We start from the raw sequence: 16396 nt of genomic DNA, 5'->3' as shown, positions 1-16396 counted from the left end.
TCAAAACGACAAAACCTCGGATAAATACCGTGAGGTCCAGATCGGCGCGGGGTGGAGCAGCCAGGTAGCTCGTCAGGCTCATAACCTGAAGGTCACAGGTTCAAATCCTGTCCCCGCAACCAAAATCCTAAAATATATCAGATGCTTATAACCCGACGTAAACCGTCGGGTTTTTGGCGTTCCACTCTACATCAACGCCACATCAACAGCGCACCAGAAAAACTGCACCGGCACGCATAAGCAGGCATTGGCGGTGACCTGCTCCCCTGAGAGTCCGCTATTTTAGGTTAGCTCTGTTCAGGTTTTGGTCCTTCTTTGACCGGTTAACATATTCCTTCGGTGTCATGCCAGCGAGGCTGGAATGTGGGCGGTGGTGGTTGAAGTCGATGCGCCATGCCGCCACTAAATTTCGGGCATGGCGCAGGCTGTCGAACAGGTGCTCGTTCATCCGCATCATGTTGGCAGGTCGTGCCTCGGCATCAAGTTCGGCGAAGGCTACTGGCGTCAAGTTCCTGACCTTAAACAAAAAAAGCAGTTCTTTCTTTGTCAGGCCACCAGTTGTTCTGCCTTCTTCAGATCGACCGATACCAGTTGGCTTACCCCCTGTTCGCCCATCGTGACACCGAACAGGCGATCCATGCGCGACATCGTCACAGCGTGGTGGGTAATGATCAGGAAACGGGTTTCGGCGCGGCGGGTCATTTCGTCCAGCAGGTCGCAAAAGCGGGTCACGTTTGCGTCGTCCAGCGGCGCGTCCACCTCGTCCAGCACACAGATCGGCGCGGGGTTGGCCAGGAACACGGCAAAGATCAGCGCCATCGCGGTCAGGGTTTGTTCCCCCCCCGACAACAGCGACAGCGTAGACAGTTTCTTGCCCGGCGGCTGGCACATGATTTCCAGCCCGGCTTCCAGCGGGTCATCGGATTCGACCATCATCAGGTTGGCATCACCCCCGCCGAACAGGCTTTTGAACAGCATGGCGAAATTGCTGTTGACCTGTTCGAAGGCCGTCAGCAGGCGTTCGCGCCCTTCACGGTTCAGGCTGGCAATGCCCTTGCGCAATTCGGCGATGGCCTGTTCCAGGTCGGCTTTTTCGGCGACCAGCGTGTCATGTTCGGCCTGGACCTCGCGCGCGTCTTCTTCGGCGCGCAGGTTGACCGCGCCCAATGCATCGCGCTGACGTTTCAGGCGGTTCACATCCTGTTCGATCAGGTCGGATCGCGGCATCGTATCTGGGTCAGCCCCCAGGCTGTCCAGCAGCTTGGCGGGGGTCGTCTCCTGATCTTCGGCAATGCGTTCAGCGGCCTGGATCACCATTTCACGGGCGGCCTCGGCGCGGGCCTGGGTGGCGGCGCGGGCTTCGCGCGCCTCTGATGCGGCGCGTTCGGTTTCGCGTTCGGAGGCGATTGCTTCGCGCAGCGTGGTTTCCCCCAGCGCCAAGGCATCGGCGGCGGTGGCACGTCTTGCCTCGGCTGTCGCGATATGGTCGGCCAGGGTGGCCCGCCGGGCGGCGATATCTGCGGGCAGGGCGGTGGCGGCGGCCAGCTCTGCCTCAGAGGCCGATTTGCGTTCGGCCAGTTCCGCGATCCGTTTTTCGGCCGTGTCCAGACGGTGCCGCCAGCCGCTCAGTTCCTTGACAACCTCTTGCCGGCGACGCACGCGCGCCTCTCCGTCGCGGCGCAATTCGTCATGCGCCGATCGCTTGGCCATCATGGTCATGCGCGCGGCTTCGACAGTCATCCTGACATCTTCAACCTGCGCGCGCGCCTGATCGAGATCGTCCAGCCCGGCCACGGCGGCCTCGGCTTCGGCCAGGCGGTCACGCGCGGCGGCCGCCTCCTCTTCATGGCGGGCAACTGCCATCTGCATCGATTCCAGCTTGCTGGAGGCAATGGATTGGTCCGCCTCGGCGCGCGACAAGGCGCGCCCGGCTTCGGCCACCATCATGTCGGCATCGCGGCGGGCCTGACGGGCCAGCCGGTCGGCCTCGGTCAGGTCGGCCAGCCGCCTGGTCAATACGGCATGGGCCTGCGCCGCGCCGGCAGCCTTTGCATTGGCGTCTTCCAGATCACGTTTCAATTCAACCAGTCGGTTGAGTTGCTCCAGCCGCAGCGCCGCCGCCGAAGGCGCGTCTTCGGCCCCGGCGCGAAACCCGTCCCAACGCCATAGATCGCCCTGAAGGCTGACCAGCCGCTGGCCCGGTTTCAACTGCGGTTGCAGCGCGGCGCCCTGAGAGGCATCGACCAGCCCGATCTGCGCCATGCGCCGTGCCAGCGTGCCGGGGGCCGTGACATGGGCCGACAGTGGCGCCACCCCCGCGGGCAGGGGCGCGTTCTGATTATAGGCGGGCAGCCGGGCCCATCCCGATGCGGTATCGCCACCGATTTCCGGGTTGCGCAGGTCGTCGCCCAGCGCGGCCCCCAATGCCTTTTCATAGCCAGGTGCGACTTGCAGCTTGTCGAGGATCTGACCACCCTCGGATGTATCGCGCTCTACCAGGCGCGCCAGCGCGGCCACTTCGGCGCGCAGGGCGCTGGCCTCGCCTTCGGCCGCGGAATGTTCGGCGCGTGCGTCGGCCTCGCGCGATTGGGTTTCGGCGCGGGCCAGATCGGCTTGCATCAGGGCCTGTTCGGCCTGTTCGGAAGTGGCCTGCGCGCTGATCTGTTCCGTTTGCGCGGCTTCGGCCCGGGTGGCGGCATTGGTCAAAGCCGTTTCCGCCTCGGCTGCGGCGGCGCGCGCCTTTTCGGCTTCGGTTTCGTTGCGGGTCAGGGTTTTGATCGAATCTTCGCGCAGGCGGTTTGCCGACTGGTGCCGCGCCGCCAGCCGGGCGATCTGTTCCGTGAATTCCGACAGCGCCGCCTCGCGTTCGGTCAGGATGGCATTGGCGTCCTTGGCGACCTGCAAGGCGGCTGCCAGCGCGTCGTCATGGCCTTCGCTGGCGCGCTCCAGCTGCTGCTGCTCCCAGGCTAGCCGGTCGATGGTTTCGCCCGCATCACGGTTCAGCCCGGTTTCGCGCTCGATATCCCGCGCAAGCTGGGCAATACGCCCCGTCAGGGTCTCGATTGTCCGCGCGGCGCGGTTCTCTTCATCGGCCAGTGTGTCGCGCTGAACCTGCAGGCGCTGCAGAACGGCGGCGGCAATCGCCTCCTCCTCGCGCAAAGGCGGAAGTTTGGCGTCGGCGGCCTCGCGTGCGGTCGCGGCGGCCCCGGCTGCGGTCTCGGCGCGGGCGGCCAGGGTGATGCGTTCGGTCAACTCGGCGGCGCAACGGGCCTGAACCTCGTCTGCTTCTTTCCAGCGTCGATATAGCAGCAGCCCTTCGGCCCGCCGCAGATCGGCACCGATCTCGCGATATCGGGCCGCCTGACGCGCCTGGCGTTCCAACTGGGCCAGTTGCCCGGTCAGTTGTTCGACCACATCATCGACGCGGGTCAGGTTGGCTTCGGCCCCCTTCAGTTTCAGCTCGGCCTCGTGGCGGCGCTGATACAGGCCGGAAATTCCGGCGGCCTCTTCCAGGATGCGACGGCGGTTCTTGGGCTTGGCGTTGATCAGTTCGGCGATCTGGCCCTGCCGCACCAATGCCGGTGAATGCGCCCCGGTCGAGGCATCTGCAAACAGCATCTGCACATCGCGCGCGCGCACCTCTTTGGTGTTCACCTTATAGGCCGATCCGGCATCGCGGGTGATGCGCCGGGTGATTTCCAATGCGTCGCTGTCGTTAAATCCCGCCGGGGCCAGCCGGTCGGAATTGTCGATGCTCAACGATACTTCGGCGAAATTGCGGGCGGGCCGCGTGGCGGCCCCGGCGAAGATAACATCCTCCATCCCGCCACCGCGCATCGCGCTGGCGCGGTTCTCGCCCATCACCCAGCGCAGCGCCTCCAGAAGATTCGACTTGCCACAGCCATTGGGCCCGACAACGCCGGTCAGCCCGTCCGCGATCACCAGATCGGTCGGGTCGACAAAGCTTTTGAAGCCGTTCAGACGAAGCCGGGATAAACGCAAATGGGGCCGTCCATGATTCCAAAGGTCTTGAATCCTTTGGCCTGGGGCAATTTAAGTCAAGGGCACACACAATCTTCGGTAGTTGTTTGTACAGTTATCCACAAGATATCGTCGAATTGCGTCTATGTGGTGGCAAAACTGACGTAAGGGCGGGGCATCAGTTTTTTATTGACCCACCGGCCATCCATCCGGGAAATGTTACCGGGGAGACTCATATCTGCCGAAGGGGTGACGGCATGACAATCAAGATCAACACCGAAAGTCCGGTGCGGCCCGAAAATCGCGCGCTGCTGGAGGCTTGTGAGGTTGCACTGCAGGAACTCGTAAAAGACCAACTGACCGCCATTACGGGCGAAGATCTGCTGGTTCCCAATTCCCAGTTTCTTGTGGCGCGGGTCAATGGTCAGGCGCTGGGGTGTGTGGCGCTTGTCGATCACATCTATTATGGCGAGGCCAAGCGTCTGTTCGTTATGCCGCAGGCCCGCGGCTTGGGCCTTGGGCGCGCGCTGATGCTGGCGCTGGAACAGGCGGCGGCCGATATTGGCCTGACCTGTCTGCGGGTCGAGACGGGTGTCGTTCAGGCACAAGCCATCGGACTGTTTCGCGCGATGGGTTATGGCGAATGCGAAGTGTTTGGCGACTATCCAGACAATCCGGCGAACATATTCCTTGAAAAACCGCTAAGCCAGCTTGTCAGCTTCTGATCAGGCGGCTTCGGGCTGTTTTGATCTCTGCTTGGTCGGGATTTGACACGACCATCAGCGGGGCGCTTCAGTTTGTCGCAGTTTCATCCTGGTCGATCTCCATCATATTCGCATTAATGAATATATTGGAGGCATCATGCAATCATCACTTTCGCGCCCGGCGGATCGCTATTCGCCGCTTTATTTCCTAGCCTCGCTTGGGGCGGGGGGCCTGGTCGTTACATTCTTCATGTATCTGTATTTCTGGGTGCAGCATCCCGCTCAGGCCGTGCCTGTCTTTGAAGATATCGCCGCCGCCTTCAATACGGGGGGCCTTGCGCAACAGGCGGCGATTGCCGTGGCCATGATCGGCATCGCCTTCTTCGCGGTTCTGAATATCAAGTCGTTGATCTGGAACCTGCGCCAGTATTCGGCCTATCGCGGCACGGATGCCTACAGGCAATTGACTGCCACGAACGCCCATTCACAGGTGCTCGCCATGCCGCTGGCCCTGGCGATGAGCGTGAATGTCGGCTTCATGCTGGGGCTGGTTTTCGTGCCCCAACTCTGGAGCATCGTCGAATACCTGTTCCCGTTTGCCATGATCGCCTTTGGTGCGATCGGCGTTCTGGCTTTTCGTCAACTGGCCGATTTCCTGGGGCGGGTTCTGACAAAGGGCGGCGTCTTTGATGTGACAGCACATAACTCATTCGCGCAATTGCTGCCCGGCTTTGCCTTGTCGATGGTCGCCGTCGGCTTTGCCGCCCCCGCAGCAATGAGCGTGAACCCCGTAACCGTAGGCATCAGCCTGATCGGGTCAGTCTTTTTCGCCACGACATCGCTGATCTATCTGGTCATTGCCGCGATCACCGGATTCAACTCGATGCTGCATTACGGCACGGCCAAAGAGGCGGGTCCGACGCTGATGATCATCGCACCGATCATGACCGTTCTGGGCATCACGACGCTGCGGCAAGACCACGGGATGCACACCACATTTGGCGCGCCGACCAATGATGTTGAAACCATGTTGTTTCTGACCACCCTGTTTTCGGTGCAGATCGTGTTCCTGATGCTGGGCATGCTGGTGTTGCGCCGGCAGGGTTATTTCCGCCAGTTTCTGTTCGGCACCGACAATTCGGCCGGGGCCTATGCGCTGGTCTGCCCGGGCGTCGGCACGTCGGTTCTGATCCAGTTCTGGCTGAACAAGGGGCTGGTCGGGGCGGGCATGGTTGCCAAATTCGGCGCAACCTATTGGGCGATTGCGGCGGTGGCGGTCGCATTGCAACTGGCGATGATCTGGCTGGTTCTGCACCTGAACCGCCGCCATTTCGGCCACACTGCCATCAAACGGGCCGTTCCGGCCGAATGAACCGGGCGGGGTCGGTAACAAGGGCCGGGTCGGTAATAAACCGGCCCGCGCCATCTTGACTTGTCTACTTTGATCTGCCGGATTAGGGTCTGCGCAAATTCAGAAAGGCAGGCCATGGCGAAGACAACACTTCTGGGTATCTCGGGATCGCTGCGCAAGGGATCCTACAACACGATGCTCATGCGCGCGGCCGCCAGCCATTTCGCGCCGGATGAATTCATCGAGGCCAATTTGCGTTTCCCCCTGTTCGATCAGGATATGGAGACAGAAATCGGCATTCCGGCCGAAGTCATCTTGCTGGCCGAACAGATTGCCCGTGCCGATGCGGTGGTGATTGCGGGTCCGGAATATAACAAATCCATCACCGGGGTTCTAAAGAACGCGCTGGATTGGGTCAGCCGCACCAAGCTGGCGCCGTGGAAAGACAAACCTGTTGCGATCATGTCGGCTGCGGATGGTCGGGCAGGGGGCGAGCGCACCCAATTCGCCCTGCGCCTTTGCATGATGCCGTTTCGCCCTCGGCTGGTGAATGGTCCCGAGGTTCTGGTCGGCAACGCGTCCGAGCATTTCGATGATGCCGGACGTCTGGCAACCGCCAGCTATGACAAATTCCTGGCCGAACTGATGGCTGCATTGCGCGCTGAAATCGGGCGCTGAGCGATCAGTTCAGCAGCCCCGCATGGCGCATCGCCGAGTCAATCTGGGCGCGGGTTGCCTCGCTCACCGGAACTAGCGGCAGCCGGGTTTCTTCGGAACACCGACCCAGTCGCGACAGCGCGTATTTGGCACCATTCAGGCCCGGTTCGGCGAAGATCGCCATATGCAGCGGCATCAGCCGGTCCAGCAGGGTCAGGGCGGTAGCATAATCGCCGCGCAGGGTGGTGTTCTGAAACTCGGCGCATAGGCGCGGGGCGACATTGGCCGTAACCGATATGCAGCCGACCCCGCCATGGGCATTGAACCCCAGCGCGGTCGCATCCTCGCCCGACAGCTGGATGAAGTCCGGCCCGCAGGTGATCCGCTGCTGTGGCACGCGGCTCAGATCGCCGGTGGCATCCTTCACGCCGATGATGCGCGGCAGGCGCGCCAGCAGTCCCATCGTGGCAGGCGTCATGTCGATGGCCGACCGGCCGGGAATATTATAGATGATGATCGGCAGATCGCAGCAATCATGCAGCGCGGTGAAATGCGCGATCATCCCGGCCTGCGTGGGCTTGTTGTAATAGGGCGTCACCACCAGCCCCGCATCCGCGCCCACCTTTTGGGCATGCTGCATCAGGCGGATGCCTTCGGCGGTGTTGTTTGATCCAGCCCCCGCGATCACCGGAACCCGGCCCGCAGCGGCCTTGACGACCTGTTCGATCACCATTTCATGTTCGCCATGGCTTAGCGTCGGGCTTTCGCCGGTCGTGCCCACCGGGACCAGCCCGGCAGAGCCTTCCTCGATCTGCCAGTCTACCAGCGCCTTCAGCGCATCATAATCCACCGCACCGTTCTTGAACGGCGTCACCAGGGCTGGAATGGACCCTTTGATCATGACACGCTTCCTTCTGCTGTGGTTCATGGGCGAGTCGCCCGCTTGCAAACGCGGCGGACACTATCCGGCCCGATGCGGCTTGCCAAGTTTGTGTGTTGCAGTCTGATAGGCTGGCATGAGAGATTTGGCAAATCATCCCTTTCAGTGATTCATGCCCCTATGATCTTGCGATCCCTGTTTCTTGGCCTTGCACTGCATCTGCCTGCCTTTTCCGTCCACGCCGCTGATGGCCTGCCGTTGCAACAGGCGATGGTTGCGGTGCGCGCCGATGACTGGAACAGCGCCCGCGCGCTGGCCCGGCCCGCCGGTGCGATTGCGGTCGATATCGTCGAATGGCGGCGGTTGCGGGCGGGCGATGGCAGCTTTGACGACGCGCGCGCCTTTCTGGCACGGCATCCCGATTGGCCCGGGCTGGACCGGATCCGGGTCGCGGCCGAAGGCCAGATCCCGCCTGGCGCAAACCCCGCAAGCGTTCTGGCATTCTTTGCCGATGCCCAGCCGGCTACGGGGTTCGGCGGGCTAAGTCTGGTGCAGGCTTATGCTGCACTGGGGCGCGCCGCCGATGCCCAGGCCCAGGCCGTGCTGACATGGCGCACGCTGCCCTTGTCGGTCCCGGCGCAGACCGAGCTGCTGGCCCGTTATGGCACGCAGCTTGCCCCGCACCACATCGCCCGGATGGATGCGATGCTGTGGCAGGGCAATGCCGAGGATGCGGCGCGCATGCTGCCCCTGGTGCCAAACGACTGGCAGGCCCTTGCCCGTGCCCGGATCGCGCTGCGGCAGGGGGCTGCGGGTGTCGATGGCCTGATCGCTGCCATTTCTGCCGATCTGGCGGGCGATCCCGGACTGGCCTATGACAGGTTCCGCTGGCGGCTGGACAAGGGGCGTGACGACGATGCCGCCGCCTTGATGGACGAACGCAGCGTGTCGCGCGCGGCCCTGGGTCAGCCCGAACGCTGGGCAGGCGCGCGCCTGATCCTGGCGCGCACATTGATGCGCGACGGCAAGGGCGAACTCGCCTATCGGCTTGCCGCCAATCATTTCCTGACGGGTGGCGATACCTATGCCGAACTGGAATGGCTGGCCGGGTTCATTTCACTTCGCCGCCTGAACGCGCCCCAGGTTGCCCTGGCCCATTTCCAGCGGTTCGAGGCCGCCGTGCAAACCCCCATCAGCCTTGGCCGCGCCGGATACTGGGAAGGCCGCGCGCTGGATGCGATGGGCCAGCGCGCCGCTGCCCAGGCCGCCTATGCCAAGGGCGGGCTTCACCAGACCAGTTTTTACGGGCAGTTGGCCGCCGAAATGGCAGGCCTGCCGATGGACCCGGCCCTGACCGGCGCCGAAACCTATCCCGACTGGCGCGCGGCACCTTTTGCGGGCTCCAGCGTGGTGGCCGCCGCCCGGCTGATGGTGCAGGCAGGTGAACGCAACCTGGCCGAAATGTTCCTGACCCATCTGGCGGAAACGGCAGGGCCGCAGGGACAGGCCCAACTGGCGGGAATGGCCCTGTCGCTGAACGAGCCGCATATCGCGCTGCGCATCGCCAAGGCCGCCGCCGGTCAGGGCATCATTCTTCCGCGCGCGTATTTCCCCGTGACGGATGTGGCCAGCCCCCGCCACCCGGTGCCGGCTGAACTGGTCTTGTCGATCGCCCGTCGTGAAAGCGAATTCAACCCCGCCGTGGTCAGTGGCGCAGGCGCGCGCGGGCTGATGCAGCTGATGCCGGGCACCGCCCAACTGATGGCCAAGGCGATGAACATCGCCTATTCGCCCGGCGCGTTGCTGAACGACCCCGGTTATAACGCGCGGCTGGGTGCGGGGTATCTGGCGCGGCTGACCGAAGAATTCGGCAACAACTATGTTCTGGTGGCTGCGGGATACAACGCAGGCCCCGGACGTCCCCGCGCCTGGATCATCGAGCGGGGCGACCCCAGATCGCCGGGCGTCGATGTGATCGACTGGATCGAGACGATCCCCTTCACCGAAACCCGAAACTATGTGATGCGGGTCACAGAATCGCTGTTGATCTATCGCGCGCGCCTGTCGGGCAAGCCCCAGCCACTGACCCTGTCCAAACTGCTCAAATCATATTAGCGCGCTGTCACGCGTTCACGCCACAGGGTGAACAGCGCGGCCCCGATGGCGATGGCCGCGCCAATGATGACATTCGCCTGCACCGTTTCATCAAATATGGTGACGCCGATGATCACCACCACGACGATCTGAAGATAGGCAAAGGGCTGCACCACGCCGACCTCGGCCATTTCGTATGTCTTGATCAATATGAACTGCGCCAGGGTGCCGATTGCCCCCAGCAACACCATCCAGCCCCAATCCGCCGCGCCGATCGGTTCCCACGCGCCCAGTCCCGCAAAGGTCATAACCACGGCGCCGGGAATCGCCCCCCAGAAAAAGCTGGTGGCAGCATTGTCCTTTCGTGAAACGAAACGCGTCATCAGGATATAAAAGGCAAACAGGCTTATCGACAGCAGCGGCAACAGCATGGCCGGCTTAAGGGTCTGAAACCCCGGCTTCAGGATGATCAGAACCCCGAACAGGCCGACGATGATCGCGCTCCAGCGCCGCCAGCCGACCTTTTCGCCCAGCACCGGCCCCGACAGCGCCGCGATCAACAACGGGTAACAGGCGCTGATCGCATGTGTCTGCACAAGGCCCAGCAACACGAAGGATTTGATCGCGGCCATCATCGAGAACGGCAGCAAAAGCCCGCGCAATAGTTGCAGCCGCGGATGCCGGGCGATCACTGCGTGGCGCAGCCCGCCTGCCTGACGCATTACAAAAACCGTCACGAACCCCGCAAAGAACCAATAGCGGATCATCACGATCATCAGCACGTTGTATTCGCTGCCCATATGGCGCGACAGACCATCCTGAACGGCCAGCAAAACCGCCGCCAGGCACATCGTCAAAATGCCCAGCCGATTATTCTGTTGTGTCAATTGTTCAGCTTTCCTGTGGTCATGTGGCGCTTTGTTCCGAATCCTGCGCGTCGCTCGACGTCAAACCCCGCCGCCTGCAACGCACGCCGCACATGGCCGGCGGCGGAATAGGTCGCGACGCTTCCACCGGGCGCGGTATGCGCCGCGACCTGCGCCAGCAGCGCGTCATTCCACAATTCGGGGTTCTTGGCGGGCGAAAAGCCGTCCAGAAACCATGCATCCGCCTGCCCGGCCCAATCGGGCAGCGTTTCGCGTGCATCCCCGATGATGATATCCGCGATCAGATCCGGGCCTTCAAAGCGATGCCGCCCCTGCGCCCAGGCATCCAGAAACGGGTCGGCGACGGCGCGCGCCTCGGGAAAGGCTTCCAGCGCGCGCGCGATGTCATCCGCGGCCATCGGAAAGGCCTCGAAACTGGTAAATCGCAGCTTCCCGGCAGCGCCACTGTCGCGCCAGGCGATCAGTGCCGCCAGCATGTTCAGCCCGGTGCCAAAGCCCAGCTCGGCGATGTGAAAGCCCGGCACGAACCGCGCCGGCAAATCATTGCCACCCAAAAACACATGCCGCGTTTCCGCAAGCCCGTTGTGAACTGAAAAATACGGATCATCGAACTGGCGCGAAACCGGTGTGGTTCCGTCCCGCCAGTCCAGCTCTGCCCGCTGGCCGGAATGCATGGGATACCTTACAAGAGTCGTGAATGTTGCGACAATGATCAAAGGCGCGGGAAATGGCAACGGTCGATCTGACGATAATGGGCGCCGGGGTGTTCGGGCTGAGCATCGCCTTTATCTGCGCCGAACGCGGCGCGCGGGTGCGTGTGATTGACCCGCGCCATCCGGGCGCAGGCTCAAGCGGTGGCATCGTCGGCGCGCTGGCCCCGCATGTGCCGGAAAACTGGAACGACAAGAAGGCGTTTCAACTGGATAGCCTGCTGATGGCGGAAGCATTCTGGAACCGTGTTCAGGCCGCGTCAAACCTGCCCACAGGATATGGCCGCACCGGGCGGTTGCAACCCATCACCGATCAGGGTGCGCTGGATCTGGCGCGGGCGCGTCAGGCCGGTGCGGCGGCGCTGTGGCGGGGACGGGCCGAATGGCAGATCGTCCGGGGGGATGACTGGCCCTTTGCCCCGCCCAGCCCGACCGGATATCTGATCCATGATACGCTAAGCGCCCGCATCCATCCGGGGCAGGCTTGCGCCGCGCTGGCGGGCGCAGTGCGGACACTGGGGGGCGAGATCGTGCACAGCGCAGCCGCAACGGGCCCGGTGATCTGGGCCACCGGCCATGAAGGCCTGCGCGATCTTTCGGCCGCGCTGAACCGCTCCATGGGTGACGGGGTAAAAGGGCAGGCGGTCCTGCTGGATTTTGACGCCCGCGACCAGCCGCAACTGTTTGCCGATACGCTGCATTTCGTGCCCCATTCCGACGGAACGCTGGCCATCGGGTCAACGTCGGAACGCCACTTCGATCAGCCCGACAGCACTGACGCGCAACTGGATGCCCTCTATGCCCGCGCGCTTGCGGCGCTGCCCGCATTGGCAGGCGCGCCCGTGCTGCGGCGCTGGGCGGGGGTGCGCCCGCGCGCGCGCAGCCGTGCGCCGATGCTGGGCCATTGGCCCGACCGGCCCGGACACTATATCGCCAATGGCGGGTTCAAGATCGGCTTTGGCATGGCGCCCATGGTGGCACAGGTGATGGCCGATCTTGTTCTGGACAACCGTGACACCATTCCGCCCGGCTTTCATCCCGCCGCCAGCCAGTAGCACGCATGGACAACCCGCCCCGATCCGGTATAGGAACCCCCGATCATGGCACAGGCAAAACCCGCAGATAAGAATTACAAGGTCGTCGCCGAAAACCGGCGCGCCCGGTTTGATTATGCCATCGAAAGCGATCTGGAATGCGGCATCATGCTGGAGGGGTCCGAGGTCAAATCCCTGCGCCAGGGCGGGGCCAATATCGCCGAAAGCTATGCAAATGTCGAAGACGGCGCGTTGTGGCTGATCAACAGCTATATCGCGCCCTATGATCAGGCAAAGACCTTTCGCCATGAAGAACGCCGTCGCCGCAAGCTGCTGGTGTCGCGCAAGGAACTGGCCCGGCTGTGGAACGAAACGCAGCGTCAGGGCATGACGCTGGTGCCGCTTGTACTGTATTTCAATCACAAGGGCATTGCCAAGCTGAAGATCGGCGTCGCCAAGGGCAAGAAACTGGCCGACAAACGCGCAACCGAGGCCGCGCGCGACTGGCAGCGCCAGAAGCAGCGGCTGCTGCGCCACGGGGATTGAAAGGCGATCCTTCCCCCGGACGGCACTTGAAAACTTATGAAAACCTTGGTCTTCATGCGAAGACCGCAGTCGCAACCACGCATTTGATCTGGCCGCGCCCGGCCTTGCCTAGGGCTGGCGGGCGCAGTAATCAGGAACAAACACGCCGGAGGCCCCATGACCCCTGATGATCCGCAAACCCTCGTTTCGACCGGCTGGCTTGCCGCGCATCTGAACGATCCCGATCTCAGGATTCTCGATGCGTCGTGGCACATGCCCGATGCCGGTCGCGATGCAAAAGCCGAATATGACGCTGCCCATATTCCCGGCGCGCGATTCTTCGACATTGATGAAATCAGCGATTTGCGTTCGGAATTGCCGCATATGGCCCCCCCGGTCGAAAAATTCATGAGCCGGATGCGCGCGATGGGCGTTGGCGACGGTCATCAGGTCGTCGTTTACGATTCCAGCGGCTTGTTCTCCGCCCCGCGTGTGTGGTGGCTGTTCCGCCTGATGGGTAAACGCGATGTCGCGGTTCTGGATGGTGGTTTTCCAAAATGGCAGCGTGAAGAACGCGAAACTGAAGATCTGCCTCCAATGGTGCGCGATCGCCACATGACGGTGCAGCGCCAGGCCGGACTGGTCAAGGATGTCACCCAGGTTGCCGCCGCATCGAAACTGCTGGACCATGAAATCATCGACGCGCGTTCGCCCGAGCGCTTCAGCGGCGCGGTGGCCGAACCGCGCCCGGGGCTTCGCGCGGGCCATATCCCGAATTCACGCAACCTGCCCTATGGAAACCTTCTGAACGCCGATGGCACGATGAAGGATGCCGCCGCGATCAAAGCCGCCCTTGATGCCGCAGGCGTCGATCTGTCCAAACCGGTGATCACCACCTGTGGTTCCGGCATTACGGCGGCGATCATCAATCTGGCGCTTGAACGCGTTGGGCATGCAAATCATGCCCTGTATGACGGGTCCTGGGCCGAATGGGGCATGTTTACGGATCTGAAAGTGGCAAAGGGCTAGGCAATGTTTGAGAACCTCACTGTACAGCCCGAAGATCAGATCCTCAAACTGACCGGCATGTTCCGCGCCGACCCACGCACCGACAAGATCGACCTTGGCGTTGGTGTCTATCGCAACGCGGCTGGCCAGACGCCGGTGATGCGAGCCATCAAAAAGGCCGAACAGCAACTTTGGAACAGCGAGACCACCAAGGCCTATACCGCGCTGGCGGGCGATCCGGCCTTTCATCAGGCAATTACCGATCTGCTGCTTGGCGATGCCGCAGATCCAAGCCGCCTGGCCGCCGTGGCCAGTGTGGGCGGCACCGGCGCGCTGCGTATCGCGATGGAACTGGTCAGGCTTGCCAATCCGCAGGCGACCGTCTGGGTGCCGTCGCCCACATGGCCCAATCACCTGCCGATCGCCCGCCATGTCGGTCTGAAACTTGCCGAATACCGCTATTTCGATTCTGAAACCGGCGGTGTCGATTTCGGCGCGATGATGCAGGATCTGGGGCGCGTCGCCCCCGGTGATATCGTGCTGCTGCATGGCTGCTGCCACAACCCGACCGGAGCGAACCTGACCTTGCCCGAATGGGATTCCGTGGCCGAAATTGTGACCCGTCAGGCCGCCATACCGCTGATCGACATTGCCTATCAGGGATTCGGCGACGGGTTGCAGGCCGATGCGGCTGGCACCAGACTGATCGCATCGCGCTGCCCCGAGGCGCTGATTGCCTCCAGCTGCTCCAAGAATTTCGGTATCTACCGCGAACGCACCGGCCTGCTGCTGGCGGTCACGCCGAACACGGCCATGCGCGACATCGCGCAAGGCAACATGGCCACATTGAACCGGGTCAATTTCTCTTTCCCGCCCGATCACGGCGCGCGCCTGGTGACCATGGTTCTGACCGATCCGGCGCTGCGCGCCGAATGGACAGCTGAACTCGAAGAGGTCCGCCTGAGCATGTTGTCACTGCGCGAATCTTTGGCCGATGCGCTGCGCGCCCGTACCGGGTCAGATCGCTTCGGCTTCCTGGCGCAGCATCGCGGCATGTTCTCGCGCCTGGGGGCGACATCGGAACAGGTGGAAACCCTGCGGGAAAAGCATGGTGTCTATATGGTCGGCGACAGCCGGATCAATATCGCCGGGCTCAACGCCTCGTCGGTGCCGGTCCTGGCCGATGCCATCGCGGCCACGGGGATCTAGCAGCCCGAATCTCGCCGTGCCGGCAGATTGACGCAATGAAAGCGAGGCACGACATGGAAATCAAAGGGGCCTATATACTTAACTAGCCGCCCAAAAAGCAAAGGCCTCGCCGAAGCGAGGCCTCACAGCACTGACCAGAAACTTGCTTTCGCTTCGTCGGCCAGTGGCCCTTGGTAGGGTCTTAATGCGGATGCCTAGGCAGCGCCGCCACGGTTGTAATATAGGGGCTCACGGTGCTTCTGTCAAAGCGGGAAGTCCCAGACTGGCTAACACACCGTTACTAATGTGCCGTAAATGTATGCTGGATAAGGAATTTAGCTGATATTGTCGCACCCCCTGCGCATCCTTACCTAAGCGCAGAAGATCAAGTCGATGAAACCCAACAGCGCAAATCATATCACACTTTGCCCAACGTGGCTGATTGCCCCAATTATTGGGCATCTGGAACGGTATCTGAAATTTGTAATGATAGGCCTGTATTTCCTCTGGCTCAGACGTACTCAACGGCACGACTGTGCAAAGGCCGGGCCTCGCCTCTATCTGCGGTGATAGAATAACGCATAGCCTACGCTTGACCATCTCTGGCACCTTGAAACCTTGGTCAAAGTTCGCGCAAACGATAGTCCCGCGCTTGGGGTGATATGAAATTGCCAATGGCTGACCAATTCACTTAAAAAAATCTGTGAACATTGTGTACTGTCCATCCAGTGGGCCAAACCTCTTTTCGTATAAGGCCTTAAAATCCTCGATATTGTCGGACAACTTCAACATCGTCAGTACCTCTTGACGTTGAGCGCGAAGTTTCTCTAGGCCGTAGCCTTTCTTCAAGAACTGGTGGAACCTCTGCTTTCTGCTTCCCTTGGCGTCGACCTGTGGGTTAAGGCGCTGTAATTCTTTAAGCACTTCTCCGTTCTCAAGAGGGCCATAAACAAACTTATTCGTAAAATTACCAAAATGTTGCGGTTTGTTAATGACTATGCCGCCCAAAGCCCTCGTCACGTATGGGTCTGATCCGTAAACTTTATTCAGGGTTATATAGTAGTCATCTGGGAACTCTTTCTCCCACTCACGCTTTTCTTTTTCAATATAGGCATCAACAAGCAACCTAAGAGCGTCCGGGCCACGCTCAGACTGATAGCCAGTTGCCTCATCAATGAGCGCGACAATACCGACTTTAGCCAGCGCGTTGACTATGGCCCGTGCTTGGTTAGCGATTGTGTCTTGAGACTTTGTCAGCTTGTCTGCGTCTTTTGCTCTCAAGACAGCTTTGCAAACCTCTACCAAAACCTCAGCCTCGTATCCATGAGCCGGATCCGACCCTAAAGCCTTGAAGACGATAGGATTATTTATCTTTTC

At 61.6% G+C, this 16396-nt stretch carries 14 protein-coding genes, 1 tRNA gene and 1 pseudogene; 9 read left to right on the top strand and 7 right to left on the bottom strand.

The features are described from left to right. Window positions 1-45: 45 nt before the first annotated feature. A tRNA-Met gene (locus tag ACTCHC_RS09840) sits at window positions 46-122 on the top strand. Between the two features lie 155 nt (window positions 123-277). On the opposite strand, the pseudogene ACTCHC_RS09835 reads toward ACTCHC_RS09840, so the two are convergent. Further along, a pseudogene (locus ACTCHC_RS09835) lies at window positions 278-448 on the bottom strand (integrase core domain-containing protein); the annotation flags it as partial. 98 nt (window positions 449-546) lie between these two features. Beyond that, complete coding sequence (smc, locus tag ACTCHC_RS09830) at window positions 547-4002, bottom strand: chromosome segregation protein SMC (protein ID WP_463022316.1); 3456 nt, start codon at window positions 4000-4002, stop codon at window positions 547-549. A gap of 236 nt (window positions 4003-4238) precedes the next feature. Between smc and ACTCHC_RS09825 the strand changes: the two genes are divergently transcribed. From ACTCHC_RS09825 to ACTCHC_RS09815, 3 genes are all read left to right on the top strand, one after another. After that, window positions 4239-4706 carry a GNAT family N-acetyltransferase gene (locus tag ACTCHC_RS09825; protein WP_463022315.1) on the top strand — a complete coding sequence of 156 codons (468 nt, stop codon included), beginning with the start codon at window positions 4239-4241 and terminating at the stop codon, window positions 4704-4706. 136 nt (window positions 4707-4842) lie between these two features. Continuing rightward, window positions 4843-6057, top strand: a complete 1215-nt coding sequence (locus ACTCHC_RS09820) for a TsoY family (seleno)protein (protein WP_463022313.1) — start codon at window positions 4843-4845, stop codon at window positions 6055-6057. Window positions 6058-6171: 114 nt separating this feature from the next. Next, window positions 6172-6714, top strand: a complete 543-nt coding sequence (locus ACTCHC_RS09815; protein ID WP_463022312.1) for an NADPH-dependent FMN reductase — start codon at window positions 6172-6174, stop codon at window positions 6712-6714. A gap of 4 nt (window positions 6715-6718) precedes the next feature. Here ACTCHC_RS09815 and dapA read toward each other — a convergent pair whose 3' ends face one another. Then, on the bottom strand, window positions 6719-7594 hold the full coding sequence (gene dapA / locus ACTCHC_RS09810) for a 4-hydroxy-tetrahydrodipicolinate synthase (protein WP_463022311.1): 876 nt from the start codon (window positions 7592-7594) through the stop codon (window positions 6719-6721). Window positions 7595-7753: 159 nt separating this feature from the next. Between dapA and ACTCHC_RS09805 the strand changes: the two genes are divergently transcribed. Next, window positions 7754-9688: a lytic transglycosylase domain-containing protein gene (locus tag ACTCHC_RS09805; protein WP_463022310.1), complete on the top strand. Its 1935-nt coding sequence runs from the start codon at window positions 7754-7756 to the stop codon at window positions 9686-9688. Here the strand turns inward: ACTCHC_RS09805 and ACTCHC_RS09800 are convergent. Together ACTCHC_RS09800 and mnmC2 are read right to left on the bottom strand one after the other, a co-directional pair. Continuing rightward, window positions 9685-10554 carry a DMT family transporter gene (locus tag ACTCHC_RS09800; protein WP_463022309.1) on the bottom strand — a complete coding sequence of 290 codons (870 nt, stop codon included), beginning with the start codon at window positions 10552-10554 and terminating at the stop codon, window positions 9685-9687. The genes ACTCHC_RS09805 and ACTCHC_RS09800 overlap by 4 nt on opposite strands. Beyond that, the gene (gene mnmC2 / locus ACTCHC_RS09795) at window positions 10551-11228 is read right to left on the bottom strand and encodes a tRNA (5-methylaminomethyl-2-thiouridine)(34)-methyltransferase MnmC2 (RefSeq protein ID WP_463022308.1); all 678 of its coding nucleotides are present in this window, start codon (window positions 11226-11228) and stop codon (window positions 10551-10553) included. The genes ACTCHC_RS09800 and mnmC2 overlap by 4 nt, the downstream gene beginning before the upstream one ends. A 53-nt stretch (window positions 11229-11281) precedes the next feature. Between mnmC2 and ACTCHC_RS09790 the strand changes: the two genes are divergently transcribed. From ACTCHC_RS09790 to ACTCHC_RS09775, 4 genes are all read left to right on the top strand, one after another. Further along, complete coding sequence (locus ACTCHC_RS09790; protein ID WP_463022307.1) at window positions 11282-12319, top strand: NAD(P)/FAD-dependent oxidoreductase; 1038 nt, start codon at window positions 11282-11284, stop codon at window positions 12317-12319. A 45-nt stretch (window positions 12320-12364) separates the two neighbouring features. Beyond that, window positions 12365-12844 carry an SsrA-binding protein SmpB gene (gene smpB / locus ACTCHC_RS09785; RefSeq protein ID WP_463022306.1) on the top strand — a complete coding sequence of 160 codons (480 nt, stop codon included), beginning with the start codon at window positions 12365-12367 and terminating at the stop codon, window positions 12842-12844. Window positions 12845-13000: 156 nt separating this feature from the next. Further along, window positions 13001-13852, top strand: coding sequence for a 3-mercaptopyruvate sulfurtransferase (gene sseA / locus ACTCHC_RS09780; RefSeq protein WP_463022305.1), 852 nt, complete (start codon window positions 13001-13003; stop codon window positions 13850-13852). Between the two features lie 3 nt (window positions 13853-13855). Continuing rightward, a complete protein-coding gene (locus tag ACTCHC_RS09775) occupies window positions 13856-15040 on the top strand; it encodes an amino acid aminotransferase (RefSeq protein ID WP_463022304.1) in 1185 nt (394 codons plus the stop codon). Between the two features lie 228 nt (window positions 15041-15268). Here the strand turns inward: ACTCHC_RS09775 and ACTCHC_RS09770 are convergent, their stop codons facing one another. Both ACTCHC_RS09770 and ACTCHC_RS09765 read right to left on the bottom strand, forming a co-directional pair. Continuing rightward, on the bottom strand, window positions 15269-15694 hold the full coding sequence (locus ACTCHC_RS09770) for a type II toxin-antitoxin system PemK/MazF family toxin (protein WP_463022303.1): 426 nt from the start codon (window positions 15692-15694) through the stop codon (window positions 15269-15271). 12 nt (window positions 15695-15706) lie between these two features. Further along, the coding region (locus tag ACTCHC_RS09765) for a P63C domain-containing protein (RefSeq protein ID WP_463022301.1) at window positions 15707-16396 on the bottom strand (690 nt) is incomplete at its 5' end.

This window comes from Actibacterium sp., from assembly GCF_055134745.1.
This window is presented reverse-complemented; position numbering and strand designations above follow the sequence as displayed.